We start from the raw sequence: 15,604 nt of genomic DNA, 5'->3' as shown, positions 1-15,604 counted from the left end.
AACTCCATCATCAACTTGCGAGACGTTTTGCCCTTTATGTACTGCATCAGCTTACTCGGGGCCAGATGGGGTGGTACAGACACGAACAGATGCACGTGATCCTTTGATATATGACCCTGCAAGATTTCTACATCATTAGTCTTGCAGACTTCTACCACCAACTCTCGAAGCCGAGTGCCCACTTCTCCTCGTAATACAGGCTTCCGATACTTGGTGATCCACACAAAATGGCACTTTAGGTCAAACCGTGTATGCGATGATGTTCGATAGTGTTCCATCCAGCGAGTTTAACTGAAGTTTTCGCCTGAAGGCGAGGGTTTTTCTCCCATAGTCGGACAATAAATGGCTGAAGCCTCGAAAAGACCTTTTTCTAACACCAACAATAGTAGAAATGAAATTCGTTGCCGAAATATTTTCGATTCCCCACTTTCACAAGCTCATAGGAGATAAGCAACGATTAAACGGATGGCCGGTTGCTGACCCTTTTGTAATTGCCTGTGCCAAGGTTTTTGGAGGAACACTGGTAACGGAGGAACAAGCAAAGCTTCGAAATGTTCTTCATCTGTTACGCTCATACGTAACCTCGACCATACAGGGTGATCGAAATTGCCGATCTACTCTCTCTTTGATCGGGACAGCAACCAAGGTTATCTGTGTCTCGCTGGTCATAGTTTTTCCATGCCTGCCATCCTTGACGGCAGGCATGGAAAGTTGTTGTTTGATTTCAGCTTGCCATGCCTACTTGAATGCACCCAACGCCCGGCGCTTTTCGAGGACGAAACCGTCATCGACCCAGGAGCACACGCCATTAATTATGGGCTTGGTAAGATCCGGGAAGCGCTGGCGGAGTTCCTTTTTGCCGGTGGTTTCCGAATACGTGAGAACATCGATCATTGACAGGCGGAAAAGCACGCCTACGACAATCGATTCCTTTTCCTGGAGATAGCGACAGATCCTCCGGAAGTCGTTCACGGAAATGCCGATTCTCTCGCTATGGAACGCTCTTACGCCGGCAACCTGCCACCCATCGGCTGTCTTCCTCCACACGGGCAGTTGCATGTAATCGACTGGAAGCTCATGCACCATCTGTTTGCCAAACAATGCCGTCGAATTGACCAAGGCGCGCGAGAACTTTGCCAGTAATGTGAAGTCGGCTGATGTCATGTCTTTTCTGTGGACTGTTGTGCTCATGTCATTGCTCCTCTCTGTAAGGACTGAAGAAGGTCAGATAGACCTCCTCGGTTATGGTTCTTGGGTCGAAGAAAAGTTCGGATACGGCTGATGACGGTTGCTGTCGAGGTGCTGGTGCCACTGGTAGACGAGCTCGTTGGGCAGCTTCTTTAACTCCCGGTTGTTTCCCGCCAGCCCCCGGACCTTGGTGCCCAGCCACTGCTTCAGTTCCATGATCTCGTCCCCGGAAGAGCGGGCGAACTTTGCCCGCTCGCACAGGTCATGGATCTCCTCCCGAATCCGAAAGAGTTTGTGCTCCGGATTCGCACTTCCCCGCACGATCTCCTTGACCGCTGATCTACAGCTGGCAAATTTCAAATTGCTGAATTTGCCGTCACGGAGTCAGGTTCTGGGTTGGCGGACGCGGATTGGACGATGCCCGGCAGATGCTGAAGGATTTGACCGCTCGCTGTCAAGGCAAGCCCTTGTTTGTCTCTGATGAACTGCCCCATTACGGCACTGTACTGGGTGAGCTGTTTCACGAACTAGTTCCGCCAGTGCCGACGGGTAAGCCGGGACGACCTCGGAATCCAGAGAGAGTCATTGATTCGGATCTGGATTATGCCACGGTTCATAAGACACGCCAGGGTGCGCGGGTGATCAAGGTCGAACGCAAGGTGATCTACGGGAGCGAACAGCAAGTTCTCGCGCGATTGGAGGATTCACCAAGTCAGACGATCAACACCGCATATATCGAACGTTCCAATCTGGACTGGCGATTGTGGGATGCCCATCTGGCGCGCAAGGCACCAACGGTCGCCCGTTCAATAGACTGGTTGAAGGCCAAGTTCGCCATCTGCGTGGCCTGCTACAATTTGATCCGACCCCACGAAACGCTCAGTCGCGGCGAGGATCGTATTTTCCGGCCTAAGACCCCGGCTATGGCCGCAAGCGTGACGGATCATCGGTGGACGTTTTCTGAACTGCTGGCTTACCCATCACTATGTCAATGATATGGGGACATCACCACACATTCATCATGCTTTTTATAAAGCTCTTGGAGGCCAAACTTCACAGATAAGTGCACTGACAAAAAAGGCATAAACCGGCTGAGTGGGCAACAATTCAGGGAAATACGTATAAGGCGGAGCTGGATTCAGGACCAAATGGAGGAGTTGACAGGGACGACAAGAGGTTATATCGCTGCCATTTAAAACGGCCGCGGCATCGGCAAGAGAATGCTCAACCGGCTTTGCGAGGTGTTTGAGGTTGAAGAAGAGGCGTTCACAACGCGTGAGATTCCGAAAAGTTATCCGGTGACCGATACCCTTCCCAAGGTCACGCTCGTGATTCTGGATGAACTGGAAACCATGCTGGCCTGAATGTCTCGGCTGTTTATCACGCGGCCCCGGCCAGCGGTTGTCTGCTCGTGAGAATGGTGCTGTAGGTTTCGGCGCTGTCCGGCGCTTTCTGCTCGGTGAATAAGCGGGCGTTTCTCCCCATTTGATCAAGCAGGCCCCGGTCCGCCGCCACTCCGGCTATCGACCTAACCAGGCTTTCCCGGTCACCCGCCTGAAACACCACCCCGGTCTCTCCGTCCACCATCAACTCCCTGGGGCCGCCGGCATCGGAGACGATGACCGGCAGGCCGGAGGCCTGCGCCTCCAGGACCACGTTACCGAAGGTGTCGGTGGCGCTGGGGAAGACAAAGAGATCGGCCGAGGCATACGCCCGCTGCAGCTCTTCGCCCTGCATGAAGCCGGTGAAGTGCACGGGAAGGCCGGCCAGGAGCGTCTCCATCTCCTCGCGGTACGGACCGTCGCCGATGATTATGAGAGACAGGTCCGCGTTGTTGTTCACGAGTTCCCGGAACGATTCGGCGAGCAGTTCGAGTGATTTTTCCCGCGAGACCCTTCCGACATACAGGAGCTTGGTGGCACCGTTGACGCCGCGTCCCTCCCAGTAGCGGGGCGTTTTCCTGGCCGGCGTGAACAGGTCCGTATCCACCCAGCGGGGGAGGGGCTGCATCTTGTCCGCCGGCAGGCCGTGCGACAGCAGCTGTTCCCGGGTTCCCGACGAAGGGACCATGACCTCTTCCATCTGGTTGTAGAACCAGATCATGTAGCTCCAGGCGGCCTGTTCCAGGAATTCGTCGTCGGTGAGGCTCCGGACGTACTGGGGAATATCGGTGTGGTAGGTGCCGGCCACCGGAATATCCATCATTCGGCCGATCAAAAGGCCCAAGAGCCCCACCGTCCCCGGCGTGCTGACGTGGATGCGGGTGATCTCCTCGCGCTCGATGAAGTCCATGACATCGAGTATCGGGGGAAAGCTCAGCTTCAACTCGGGGTATTCGGGGAGCACAAAGTCTCCAACCGCCTCGAACTTCCTGACCCCTTCCCCCCCTTCATCCGGACCGGTGCCGGAGGTTACCACCGTTAACTTGACACCGCGGTCCCGGGCGGTATTGATCAGTCGCCGGATGGTGATCGCCACACCGTTGATCTCGTCCAGGGTATCGGTGAATAGGGCTATCTTCTCCGTCGCCTTCCGGGGGGCCGCATCGGGGAGGCGCTCTGCGAGCTCCTGGATCAGCTCCTTGCTCTTGTGCTGGTGGTGGAAGGCGAGGTAGTAAGGGGAGATCAAGAGGTGTACCAGGCCGATGGTGCCGACGGTGTTGAGGTAGTCGAAGAAGCCGGCATTCAGCGGCAGGGACATGAAGCGCTTGGCATAGACGTAGAGGATGCGGTTTGCCAGCCGGCTCGTCACGGCGAAGATCTTCCGGTTCTGGTCGGCATGCCTGATGCCGTCCAGAAAGGCCGCATCGTTCAGGAGCTCTCTCGCCTCGCTGTCGAGGATATCCTCGAAGCTCCGGTCGGTCGCGCTGCGGGAGGCGGGGAGATTCTTCCGGATGAAGAGCCTGACCTTGTCGATAAGGGACATGGTATCGGTTCCGACATTGAAGAATCGGTCCAGAAGCGCGCTGACGAACGGCGTCGAACTGCGGCGCCGGTCGCCGAAACGCTCCTTGTAAAAGCTGTGAGCGATACCGTACATACTATGGGCCATGGTCAACGGCCCGCCGTCATCCCCATCTGCCGTACTCTTACCCTCCAGCACGGCACCAATGAAGTCACTGACCGATGCCCCCCGGCTGGCGACCGTATATGCCTTTGCTATGAACAGGCCGCCATGGTCGTCGGAGCCGCCGACCATCCCCTTGACCCAGGGGTAGACCCCATAGGGCTGGAGGTCGTGCTTGTCGGCCAGCCGTTCGATCGTCTCCTGGTCAAGCGACGCAACCAACTGCTTCGTGAAGTCGTTGAAACGGCGGGCACGGCAGCCGTTCTTCACCTCGATGGTGGTGAAGAGGAGCAGGCTTTTTTCAATGATTTCAACGGTCAGTTTGTCGTTCTGGGCGTAGAGCGGATGGGCCAGGAAGTGGGCGATCTCTTCCTTCTGGAGATAGGTGACCAGATCGTAGACATTCTTCCGAGCCCGCATGATCTCCCGAAACTGGGTCTCGGAGATGTTCAGGACAACCACATGGGTCTTGCAGCCGTTTTCCGGGAAATGGGCCGTGATCTCCGCACTGATGAACGTCTGCGGCAGGTGGGCGATTTCCAGCGCCCCGTTGATGGAGTTGTGATCGGTAATGGTGACGAAGTCCATGCCACGTTCACGGGCAATCCGATAGAGGTGGTGGGGCGAGGTATAGCTCTCGGGGCAGTTGAACTTGCGCATGGCCCAGTAGGTGGGCTTGTTGGAATGGCTGGAATGGACATGAAGGTCTGCTCTGTATGCTTTCATGGAAGTACATCATAGCAGCGGAGCATTACAGGCAGGTTAAGGTGTTGTGAATTTTGCGTTGAAACTCAATTCGTTCAGCAGCTACACGTTCAGCAGCTACTCAGCAATGATTCCCACAAGACTTCAAAAAAGTCGCTCCCCGTGAGGAGAGCGACCCAAACCAAACCGTGCAATTCTCAATTCGGTGAAACATCAGGAGGATATCTGAACGTCCTTCTTGGCGTAACGTATTTTGACCACGAGCATCGCAAAAAACATCAACGCCAGCCCGGCAACGATGACCGGTGCCGTTGGGATGTCCAGCTTGAAGGAGAGAAATATTCCCACCACACTCACCAGAACCCCAACCAGCCAGCCGGTAAGAAGGATCTTTGCCGTTTCCCGGAAGAAGAGCCGACCGATCAGGGCCGGAATGACGAGAAACGAAAAGACCTGAAGAATCCCGGCCATGAGTACCGATTTGATGAGGACCAGGGCAAAGCTTGCAAAGAAGAGGAATTCCAGGAAGATGTTCCCCTTTCCCTCGAAGGTCAGAGCGAAGAACTGCCGGCGCAGCAGAAAGTGGAAGAGGCCGACCGCCGCGTAGAGCCCCAGGGTCGCGAGGAGCTGTTGCGGGGTGACCCAGAGGATGTTGCCGTTCAGGATGGTCTTGAACTCCTCCAGCCCATGGGGGCTCTTGTCCAGGATCAGGATGCTGGCCGAGAAGGAGAAGATGTAGAGGACGCCGATGAACGCCTCGATGTTCACGTACTGTGACGCGTGCTTGGAAAGGGAGAGAATGAACGCCCCCAGGAAAGCGAAGACAAGGGAGAGCAGAAAGACCTTCTCCTCTCCAAGAACGAACGACAGGGCGATGCCGATGCCGATGAACTGGGCCAGGGCAAGGTCGACGAAGATTATCCCCCGTTGCAGGATGTGGATGCCGAAGTAGGCGTGGATCAGTATCAACAGCAGGCATGCCAGAAAGGGATAGATCAGAAAAGAGAGCGCTTCCATGGTATCTCCCGTTATCGTAGTGACGATACAACCTTATCCACAAAGGCTAACCAGTCGTCAGTCCCCTTCATGTCGCCCACATCCTGCGGCAGAACAATGACCTTGACCCCGGTCTTTGCCCCCAGCGACTCGGCCTCATGCAGACCATGCGCCTCGGTGACGAGGATGCCGTCCGGCTTGTGGCGCCTCATTTCTTCGATCAGCTTCTCGATATGCGCCGCTGACGGTGGGATGCCCGGTTTCGGCTCCAGATAGCCGACGACCTGAAAGCCGTACTCATGCGCCAGGTAGCCGAACAGCTTATGGTAGGCCACGTAGCGCTTCCCCTTCAGGTTGAGGCTCTGCCACTGTTTCTGCTTTTCCTTGAATCTGGCGGCAAAATCCCTGAAGTTGGCCCGGTAGGCGTCGCCATTGGCCCGATCCAGTTCTGCCAGGGCATTGGTCATCCCTTCCGCGACCCGGATGATATTGTGCGGGGAGAAGTGGTAATGGGGATTGCCCAGGGGATGCACGTCCCCCATGCTCCGCTCCACGTTGGCCTGCTTTTCAATGGCGGAGACGAACCTGGAGCAGTCGAAGTTCCCGGACCGCCCCGGCATGAGCTTGGAGTTTTTCGACGATTCGATGATCAGGGGGAGATAACCGACCTCCAGGTCTAACCCGTTGTACATGATGATATCGGCCTTGCGGGCGGCCAGGATCATGCTCGGTTTCGCCTCCACATAATGGGGGTCCTGGCTCGGCTTCACCAGGGTGGTCACGGTGATTTTATCTTTGCCGATCTCCTTGGCGATGCTGCCGATCCAGGGGAGCGTGGCAACCACGTTGAGTCCGGCAACGGCGGGGCTGGTCAGGGTCAGAGTCAGCACTATGGCAAGAAATAGTTTTCGCATGGCGTGTTTCTCCTAAAAGGTGTGGGCGGGGTGAGCGCCGATGGTGAAGATGAACTGGAGAATCCCCTCATTGTTCACCCGGGCGTCGCGGCCCGAGTGGTCGCTGGTGAACTGAGTGCGAATGGTGGAGAATTCGGTCGGATTGAACTCCAGGCTGCCGGTTGCCCGCCACGGCTTGCCGCTGAAATTCTCCTGAACGCCGCCCCGTTCAAAGGTGTCGGCAAATAGCTCCAGCCGGTCATAGCGAGCCCCGATCCGCCAGCGCCCATAGCGGTAAAGGGCCTGGATATAGGCGCCGTCCTGGTGCCGGTGCAGCGGGTGTACCGAAACAGCGGCGCCGGTGGCGGCACTCTCGGTCAGGTCACCGTTCTGCACCAGGTAGAGATACTCGCCCTGCAGATTGACCCCGTGCAGGCCGGACTTCCATTTCCAGACCGCCTCCATGCCGTAGAGGGCGCTGTTACCGCGCAGGCCGAAGGTGTTGCCGGTTCCGGCATCAGGAGGACGTATCCCGGCACTCCGGGTGGAGCCAAAGATTACCGATGGCCCGGCGTATAAGGTGGAGTCATCGCCGGTGTCGACCGAGACCTTGGCAAAGGCGGTGAAGGCATGGGGTCCCCAGTTGTCGTCCTTGCCGAAGAGCAGCGGGTTATCCCCCTGGAGGACTTCGATCCCCAACAGGGTATAGACAGGCAGCGCTGGCAGCCAGGTGAGCTGAACGCCGTTTTCGCCGCCGACCCCTTCGGCGCCGAGAAACGCCTTGTAAGGGAGAGCTATGTCGGCAAAGTCCCATGCATGGGGGTGCTGGGCGTTGAGGCGGGTGGAGTTGCTTTTGAAGCGTCCCCCCTTCACCTGAAAGCCTTCCGGCAGGGCAGTGGTCACAAAATACCCCTCTTCGAGGGTGGCACCATCCGCGTTAACCGGAATGTTTGCGTAGAGGTCGAAATACGGATCGACCGGAGCGAAGACGAACAGTTCGGCGCCATCGGTGTTGAAGCCGTTTTTCAGGCCTCGTCCCTCGGTGGTAAAGCCCGGTACGCCCCGGTTGTTCAGCTGGCTGTTTTTCAGGTTGGAAGCGTACCCTTTGGCATCGAGCACCACCGAAATATAGGGATTGGTCATGAGTGAGCCGCCGAACAGGCCGGTCAGTTTGGACGACAGCGAAGATGTCTCCTCAGGCTCTTTCGCCTTCAGCTGTTCCTTTAGTTCGTCTATGGATTTTTGTTGTTCTTCAATGGTTGCTGCCTGACCTTTCAGCGCATTTTCAAGCAGGTCGAGCCGTTTTGTCGTATCCTCGCCGTACGCAGAAACCGAGAAAAATAGCGAGCCGAGAAAAAGACACGATACTGTTCGTAAAGAGTTCATGGCTCCTCCAAATGGTAATAAGAATGGGCATAAAGCTGGCAATGACTGCCAGCAAGCATCATCCGGGCGAACGGATGGCACCGGAATCACTGCATCAACGATTCTGTCAGAACGTTCTTGAAAGGATTCAGGCCGGAGGAGCCCGGTTATTGGCGGGTGAGTAAGGCGCGGTGGGGATTGGGCAAGAAGTCTGCTGTGGATAGAGCGTTGCTACAATATAGGTGGTGATGTGAAAAGTGGGTTTCGCCAGGTCGACATTAGATGATCGCTGATGGGTCGCAACGCAGATGGCGCATTCCGGATGGTCTGCGCCATCGACATGGCTGTGAAACGACTCTGCCAGGAAAGAAAAGCATACGATGAATAGAATGAGTAAAGAAAGGCGTTTCACGACCCACTGCCCCGTAATCGTCATGTGAACAAAATATATACGGGGTGGAATTTGTCAAGTTGTTTAGGGACCTATTAAAGGCATGGACTCCGACCCGGTCACCGGTGGATCGAAATTCCATGCGGACCCACAAAAAAACGGAGGGTCGGTTCGTCAGCCGGGAATTACTTCCCGAAGAAGAGGCTCTCCAACCCCAGTGTTCGGCGGAAGTTCCACAGGTTCATGAAGAGCGGGTCGAAGCGGCCCTTTTTTACCTGTTTTTCCTCGCGTTCCCAGAAAAAAAGAGATGAGGCAGGATAGAGATAGCCGAAGGGATAGGCGGTAAGGCTCTCTCTGCGGCGTGCAATAAGTTCGACCGGATAACGGTAGCGCGCCTCCTGGCGGCGGACAAGTCGTAGTGCCTCGCTACGGACTGTCCCGGCCCGGGCCAGGATGCGTGACGACTCCTTTCGATCCCGTGAAAAAACGCCCCTTTCATCCCGCCCGGCCAGGAGCGCCCGTAGCGTCAGCGCTCGGTGACGGGCGCGCAGGGAGCTCACCTGCAGCCCGTCGGTCAGTTCGACGGCCAGGGAATTCAGTCCGGCGGTTAACGTTCCCTCCTTCTCCAGCACCCCGATCCTGTGGCTGAGCCGCGAGGTTATCCGCTCCATGCCGGACGCAAAGGCCTCCAGGTCGGCGACCGGACCGCGGAGAACGGCCATAGCCTGATCGGGAGTGGCCTTCTTCAGCAGCCAGGAGGAATGGAAGGCAGGATCGGGCTGGAACGGCTTGTCGAGCGGATGGGGGAGCTCGGAAAACGGGGTGAGGGCGGAGAGATACCGCTGCAACTCACGCTCCTTGAGATAACTTTTCTGCAGGTCGAGGGCCTCCTGCCAGAGAACAGTCAGGACCGGATCGGGAAAGAGTTCGCCGAGCCGGGAAAGGGGAGCGGTCTCCCGGGGCTGCCCGTTGTCGGCGAGGCGCCACGACCAGCGGGCTATGCTCCAGTCGGTCAGCCAGTACCCCCATTCCCAGCCGGAGGTGAAGGTCAGATGGCCGCTGACACCGATTTTAGCCATGGTTTCAATGTCGTCCCAGCGGGCATCCAGATAGGTCAGGAGCAGCAGGGGGACCGAGGTGTCAAAGCCAACCCAGTAGGATGATTCGGGCCAGTACCAGGTCTCCCGCCGCCGGGTTTCGTTCTTGGCCGCTTCAAGCATGAAGCGCTGGTTGGCATTGCCGTAGACCGGCGCCTTTGGCTCGGAAACGGAATAGCTCATGACCGTGTGGATGAGGATGCCGCTCTCTGGACGCGAGGGTCGGCGTACCTTTTCCCCTCCATCCGCACAGATCACGTGGGTGGCGTACATGAGTCCGGCCCTGTAGCGCTTTTGCACCTGTTCTTCCAGGTACCCCTGTACACCGGGAAGGAGGTTGCCGAGAATGGGGAGATGTTCCCCCATGGTCGCCTCCAGGGTGACAAAGTCCCACTCCGCCCGGAAAAGCCAGGCCAGGGTGTCGTCTACCTGATGCCGGTAGGAGGGATAAGGTCTGAGCAGGGTGATCGCCTGGAACGCCTGCTGCTGGAGCATGGCCAGGGATACCTCCACCCCGCAACGGACCCCCCGCCTATGGGCGTAGTCGACGATCCGCCGGGCGTGGGCGGGCCAGGTGGATCGATCGACCCCGCGCAGGAGGAAGAACTGGAAGGTGTTCTGGCCGTTTCGCGCCAGCCAGTCCAGATATTCGGTGATCTCCTCAAAAGCCAGCGGCCGGGTGGGGTCGTGCAACTGCTCCGTAAGTTCCACCGGGTGCAAGGTATGGATGTGAAATCCCCGCTTATCGAAGCGTGGGGTGCCGGAAAAGGTGAAGGTCCGGGGTAACGGCCAGCTTCGGTGGTTGGGAAAGATCGTCTGACGCGGGTGGATGAACCGGATGCCGAGCTTTTCCTGTAACAGCCCGTAAAGCCCGTTGGACACGCCTTCAGGGGATGATGCGGCAAGGCGCAGCGTTGTGCCGCCGGTTGATGCGGCTGCTGTCCAGCGGTAGGATGCGTCGGGGGTCTGAAGTGTCGGATACGGCTTCGCTTGGGATGACCGGGCAGGGAAATGTCTTCTCGTCTGCGGGTCGGATAGAATGATCCTGACATCCGTTTCGGTGCCATTGAGGGTGATCGTTGCTTCGGGAAAGGCTTTTTTAAGCAGCCCGCAGCTGTCTTCAACGGCAAGTCGGGCAGGTGGATGGGCGAGGAGCGTCTGCGGGGCCTGAATGGTGATCATCAACGGCCGGGCAGTGGCCAATGATGGGATCAGAAGCAGGGCCGTTACCAGGCATGGGAGAAAGCGGATAATGCTGGACAATGATCTGCGCAAGCCCTTCCACCGCTGTTATTCTTCGGTAGCACTTCATCCTGTCCCAAATGGGGAAGAATTGTGTGCGCCTGTTGGCGACCTCCGGTTATGAGGTCCGTTCATTGACGATATCGGAGTGATTGATCATCCGGAGCGAATAGGAGCCGTTCTTTCCCCGTCCGTCCTGGCGGGTGATGATAACTCCGGGCTCATCGGGCTTGATCCAGCGCCGGCACTTCTTATTGGCATCCTCGAAATCGATGACCCGGCAATGGAAGGTCTTCCCACCCACAGTGATCTCCTCGCTCTTTATCCATGTGTATTTCCTCGTCACCACCGACAGGGTTTCAAAGTCCAGCAGGCGCAGTTCCAGGTGGTCCCCTTCCTTTTTCATGGCAACTTCCGGGCACTCCATGGTGGTGGAGTCATACTGGTTCCGATCGACGACAACGGTCCGGTTGACCCCGTTCTCCTGCACCTGCAGATGGAATTTGCCGTTGACGAGCTTTCCCTCGACGCGCCGTTTCGACTCGTTCTCCCGTTCCGTTCTCAGGTACGAAAAGGTTCCCCCTTCGCCTACCAGCGCCTCTTCGCGGTTTTCCATGGTGTAGGAGTAGACAACGAAATGTGCCTTAATGGAGCAGGTCGACACATACTTCAGAACTTTTTCGCCGCTAGCCGGGTGGTGGGAGATTGACGAGACCAGTTCGCCGACCCGTATCCCGCGGGAATAGATCTTATATCTGCTTTCTTTTGTCCCTTGGGTGGTGAGGGCCGACGAGGCGCCGAACAGCACGATCGCCAGCGCTACCGTTATGCCTTGCAGCGATTTCACCAATGTCCTTCTACGCATCAAGTCCCGTACTCCTTATTGAGGCTGGTTTGCACATATTTTACCCCGTTGTCGCATGCCTGTAACGACTGCAGGATAGAGTGGCCGTACTCAATGTCATCTTCGACACACCGGATCCGTCATGCGAATCTATGCAAAAATCCGCAATGCCCTGCTGATACTGTTGAGCAGCGGGCTTACCCCTCACAAGCTGGCGCTCACCGTTGCGTTTGGCGTTACTCTCGGCATTTTACCCGTTCTCTGGGGAACAACGCTCCTGTGTGTCTTTGTTGCCTTCATATTCCGGCTCAATCAGGCATGCATCCAGATCGTCAATTACCTGTCGTATCCCTTGCAGCTTCTGTTGCTCGTTCCATTCTACCGTCTGGGTGCACGGCTCTTTCCCCCGGCAACCGTCCACGCCGCGGCGGGAGGAGGGGCCGGGATGTCGCAGTACCTCTATCAGCTGGGGGGAGCGACGGTCAGGGCGGTAGCCGGCTGGCTGGTAATCGCACCGGGACTCGCGCTGCTGCTCTACGTTGCCCTGTTGCCGCTCCTCAGGTGGCGGCTGCGGCAGGAGCAGGCGCAGGAGGGCTGCACGGACTAAACGACCGTGTGCCGGATATCCTTCCCCTTAACCATGAAAATGACCATCTCCGCGACATTGGTGGCGTGATCGGCGATCCGTTCCAGACACTTTGAGATGTAGTTGATCTTGATGGCACGGGTAATGGTGCTGACGTCTTCCAGCATGAAGGTGAGGAGTTCACGCTGGATCTGTTCGTTCAGATCGTCGACGAATTGGTCATCCCTGCATACCTTGAGCGCCAGTTCGTCGTCGCCGCTGACGAAGGCGTCCAAGGCCTCCTTTACCATGACGCCGGCCCAGCGGGCCATCCTTGGCAGGTCGATGTACGGCTTCAGTGGCGGTTCCTCGTTCAACTCCATGACCCGTTTGCCGATATTGCAGCACTGATCGCCGATCCGTTCCAGGTCGGTAACGATCTTGAGCGCCAGGGTAAGAAAGCGCAGGTCCCTGGCGGCGGGTTGCCGGCGGGCCAGCACCTCCAGGCACTTTTCGTCTATTTCCATCTCCAGACGGTTGATTTCGTGATCAGAGGCAATGACCCTCTCGGCCAGCGGCGAGTCCCGTGCCACCAAGGCTTTGAGGGCATCGTAGATCATGAGTTCGACCTTTCCCCCCATTTCCAGGAGATTGGCGCGAATCTCGTTCAATTCGGTGTCAAACTGCTTAATCAGGTGCTGCTTTTCCATGGCGTCTCCCAGCAGGTTGCTGAAAAACAGCCATCTCGCCGCCGTCCTCACAAGCTCCTTTGTGCGGCGTAGCGCTGCTACGCCTCCGCAGGGCTTGCTGCGGGTGCGACGATCTGACTATTTTTGAGCAACCTGAGTTTATTGCGTCCTGTTAGCCGAATCTCCCGGTAATGTAATCCTCGGTCTGGGAGTTGTCGGGATTGGTGAAGATTTTGCGCGTTTCGTTGAACTCTATCAGCTCACCCATGTAGAGAAAGGCCGTACAGTCCGAGACCCGGGCGGCCTGTTGCATATTGTGGGTTACGATGACCACGGTGAAGAGCTTTTTCAGTTCGTGGATCAACTCCTCGATCTTGGCCGTTGCGATGGGGTCCAGGGCCGAGCAGGGCTCGTCCATCAGGATAACTTCGGGGTTTACGGCAATGGCCCGGGCGATACAGATTCGCTGGGCCTGGCCGCCGGAAAGGCCCAGGGCGGATTCGTGCAGGCGATCCTTCACTTCATCCCAGATGGCAGCACCCCGCAGGCTCCCCTCCACGGTCTCATCAAGGGTTCCCTTGTTATTGATGCCGGCTATGCGCAGGCCGAAGATGACGTTTTCGTAGATCGACTTGGGAAACGGGTTGGATTGTTGAAAGACCATGCCGACCCTTCGCCGCAGGTTGATCACGTCCATGGCGGGCGAGTTGATCTCCTCGCCATCGAGGGTGATGCTGCCGGCCACGCGGACGGTATCGATCAGGTCGTTCATCCGGTTGAGGCAGCGCAGCAGGGTCGACTTGCCGCAGCCCGACGGGCCGATGAACGCCGTTACCTTTTTGCGGGGGATGGCCAGATTGATGCTGTTGAGAGCCCGGGCCTGGCCATAGTAAAGGTTGAGATCACGGATGTTCAGGATGGTACTGTCGAGCAGGGGTGACTCATTGGACGCCATAATGACGGTTCTCCACTAAAAGGTTCTCGTTGTGTAACGTTTTTTCATGATGGTCCGCAGGTAGATGGCCGAACTGGAGGCTGCGATGACGATGGCCAGGAGGAGGAGCGTCGTCACGTAGACCATTGGCTTGGCAGCTTCCACGTTCGGGGATTGAAAACCGACGTCATAGATGTGGAAGCCGAGGTGCATGAATTTGCGGTCCATGTGGAAGAAGGGAAAGCGCATATCGATGGGGAGGCTGGGTGCCAGTTTGACCACGCCGACCAGCATGAGCGGCGCCACTTCGCCGGCGGCACGGGCCATGGAGAGGACCATGCCGGTCATGATCCCGGGCGTGGCCATGGGAAGCAGCAGGCGGGTCAGGGTCTGGAACTTGGTGGCCCCCAGGGAGAGCGATCCCTCCCGGATACCCTTGGGTATGGCGGCAAGCGATTCCTCGGTGGCGACGATGATGACCGGAACGGTCAAGAGTGCGAGGGTGAGGCTCGACCAGAGGATGCCGCCGGTGCCAAAGGTCGGTGTGGGGAGGCGCTCCGGATACAACAGCCGGTCCAGGCCGGACCCGATGCCGTAGACGAAAAAGCCGAGGCCAAAGACCCCGTAAACGATGGAGGGGACGCCGGCCAGGTTGTTGACGGCGATACGGACCATCCGGACCAGGAATCCCTCTTGGGCGTATTCCCTGAGATACACCGCAGCGATGACGCCAAAGGGGAGGGAAAAGAGGGTCATCAGGAGGACCATCATAACCGTACCGAAGATGGCGGGGAACAGCCCCCCCTCGGTATTGGACTCGCGCGGTTCGTCAAAAAGGAGTTCGCGCAGCCGTTCCAGGTAATACATGGTCTTGGCCCAGACCGTCATACTGTTGGGGCGGTATATTCGGACAATATCGGCAATAGGAATTTCTTTTCCCGTCCCGGCGGCGTCGGCAACTGTGACGGCGGCACGCCGCAGTTCGGTCGCTTCTCCGTTTTGCTGCTCCGCAAGCCCATCGATCCTGGCAAGCGTTTCGTCCAGTCGACCTTTCAATGCTGCTATCGTAGCTGTGTTACCCTGCCTGTCGTCATGTGAGAGCTTGGCCATCTGTTGACGAATTCGTTCTGCTTGATAAGTAAGGTCAGACACCTGCTTATCGAGTGAACTGGCAGTTTTCGATTTTCCGGCAACCTGTTTCCAGGCTGCGTCGAGACGCTGCGCCGGATCGCCGCCGGCTGCGGCCCGTTCTCCATCAACGGAGACGGTTTTGATAAAACCGTAGAAGTTGCCGTGCTCCTTTCGTTCAAGGACGATCAGGTCACTCGGGTAGCTGAGGCTGGTGATCTCGGCGCGGTCGACCCAGCGAAAATCCTGTCCGTACAGATCGCGGTTCCCTATCTTGAACTGGAGTCGCGGCGGTTGTCCCTTTTCCCTGGCTGTTATCTCCCCGGCAAGAACCGTCCCGTCTTTCAGCACTGTCCTGGCCACGCCGGCCGGCCAGAAAAAGCCCATGCCGTTGACCAGCACCACTATCACCAGTGTCAGCGTGAGGAGCAGGGTTATGCCAAGGGCCGCTGCCGTGGCAATGACCTGGGGCTCGCCTCTCAGCCAAAAGTGTTTCATCGT

General features: G+C 57.4%; 15 protein-coding genes. 3 read left to right on the top strand and 12 right to left on the bottom strand.

Annotated features, from left to right (window positions below; genetic code table 11):
* The 3 genes from tnpA to JN12_RS16270 all read right to left on the bottom strand — a co-directional run.
* Positions 1-278, bottom strand: a 278-nt coding sequence (gene tnpA / locus JN12_RS21125; protein WP_145024678.1) for an IS200/IS605 family transposase, incomplete at its 3' end; no start/stop codon positions are given.
* Positions 279-738: 460 nt separating this feature from the next.
* Positions 739-1,191: a hypothetical protein gene (locus JN12_RS20855; RefSeq protein WP_246125894.1), complete on the bottom strand. Its 453-nt coding sequence runs from the start codon at positions 1,189-1,191 to the stop codon at positions 739-741.
* Positions 1,192-1,242: 51 nt separating this feature from the next.
* Entirely contained in the window at positions 1,243-1,509 is a 267-nt protein-coding gene (locus JN12_RS16270) for a hypothetical protein (protein WP_145024677.1), read from the bottom strand.
* Positions 1,510-1,598: 89 nt separating this feature from the next.
* Here JN12_RS16270 and JN12_RS16265 point away from each other — a divergent pair, with 89 nt between their 5' ends.
* Positions 1,599-2,183 (top strand): hypothetical protein, encoded by a 585-nt coding sequence (locus JN12_RS16265; protein ID WP_211360565.1) that lies wholly within the window; start codon positions 1,599-1,601, stop codon positions 2,181-2,183.
* A gap of 225 nt (positions 2,184-2,408) precedes the next feature.
* Positions 2,409-2,552 carry a hypothetical protein gene (locus JN12_RS20535; protein ID WP_170241982.1) on the top strand — a complete coding sequence of 48 codons (144 nt, stop codon included), beginning with the start codon at positions 2,409-2,411 and terminating at the stop codon, positions 2,550-2,552.
* Between the two features lie 16 nt (positions 2,553-2,568).
* Here the strand turns inward: JN12_RS20535 and JN12_RS16260 are convergent, their stop codons facing one another.
* The 6 genes from JN12_RS16260 to JN12_RS16235 form a co-directional block, all read right to left on the bottom strand.
* Positions 2,569-4,980 carry a glycosyltransferase gene (locus JN12_RS16260; RefSeq protein ID WP_145024675.1) on the bottom strand — a complete coding sequence of 804 codons (2,412 nt, stop codon included), beginning with the start codon at positions 4,978-4,980 and terminating at the stop codon, positions 2,569-2,571.
* A gap of 192 nt (positions 4,981-5,172) precedes the next feature.
* Positions 5,173-5,976 carry a metal ABC transporter permease gene (locus tag JN12_RS16255; protein ID WP_145024674.1) on the bottom strand — a complete coding sequence of 268 codons (804 nt, stop codon included), beginning with the start codon at positions 5,974-5,976 and terminating at the stop codon, positions 5,173-5,175.
* A gap of 11 nt (positions 5,977-5,987) precedes the next feature.
* Entirely contained in the window at positions 5,988-6,869 is an 882-nt protein-coding gene (locus JN12_RS16250; RefSeq protein ID WP_145024672.1) for a metal ABC transporter substrate-binding protein, read from the bottom strand.
* A 12-nt stretch (positions 6,870-6,881) separates the two neighbouring features.
* The gene (locus JN12_RS16245) at positions 6,882-8,234 is read right to left on the bottom strand and encodes a TonB-dependent receptor (RefSeq protein ID WP_145024670.1); all 1,353 of its coding nucleotides are present in this window, start codon (positions 8,232-8,234) and stop codon (positions 6,882-6,884) included.
* Positions 8,235-8,789: 555 nt separating this feature from the next.
* Positions 8,790-10,976 carry a hypothetical protein gene (locus JN12_RS16240; RefSeq protein ID WP_246125893.1) on the bottom strand — a complete coding sequence of 729 codons (2,187 nt, stop codon included), beginning with the start codon at positions 10,974-10,976 and terminating at the stop codon, positions 8,790-8,792.
* An 85-nt stretch (positions 10,977-11,061) separates the two neighbouring features.
* The gene (locus tag JN12_RS16235; protein WP_145024668.1) at positions 11,062-11,790 is read right to left on the bottom strand and encodes a hypothetical protein; all 729 of its coding nucleotides are present in this window, start codon (positions 11,788-11,790) and stop codon (positions 11,062-11,064) included.
* Positions 11,791-11,929: 139 nt separating this feature from the next.
* Here JN12_RS16235 and JN12_RS16230 point away from each other — a divergent pair, with 139 nt between their 5' ends.
* Entirely contained in the window at positions 11,930-12,394 is a 465-nt protein-coding gene (locus tag JN12_RS16230; protein ID WP_145024666.1) for a DUF2062 domain-containing protein, read from the top strand.
* On the opposite strand, the gene phoU is transcribed toward JN12_RS16230, so the two are convergent.
* From phoU to pstA, 3 genes are all read right to left on the bottom strand, one after another.
* On the bottom strand, positions 12,391-13,062 hold the full coding sequence (gene phoU, locus JN12_RS16225; protein WP_145024664.1) for a phosphate signaling complex protein PhoU: 672 nt from the start codon (positions 13,060-13,062) through the stop codon (positions 12,391-12,393). The two genes, JN12_RS16230 and phoU, sit on opposite strands and share 4 nt — an antisense overlap.
* Before the next feature lie 151 nt (positions 13,063-13,213).
* Entirely contained in the window at positions 13,214-13,996 is a 783-nt protein-coding gene (gene pstB / locus JN12_RS16220; RefSeq protein WP_145024662.1) for a phosphate ABC transporter ATP-binding protein PstB, read from the bottom strand.
* A 15-nt stretch (positions 13,997-14,011) separates the two neighbouring features.
* The gene (gene pstA, locus JN12_RS16215) at positions 14,012-15,601 is read right to left on the bottom strand and encodes a phosphate ABC transporter permease PstA (protein ID WP_145024660.1); all 1,590 of its coding nucleotides are present in this window, start codon (positions 15,599-15,601) and stop codon (positions 14,012-14,014) included.
* Positions 15,602-15,604 lie beyond the last annotated feature (3 nt).

The organism is Geobacter argillaceus (assembly GCF_007830735.1).
GTDB lineage: Bacteria > Desulfobacterota > Desulfuromonadia > Geobacterales > DSM-12255 > Geomobilibacter > Geomobilibacter argillaceus.
Note: the sequence above shows the minus strand (reverse complement) of the source record. Positions and strands in the feature narration are given on the sequence as shown.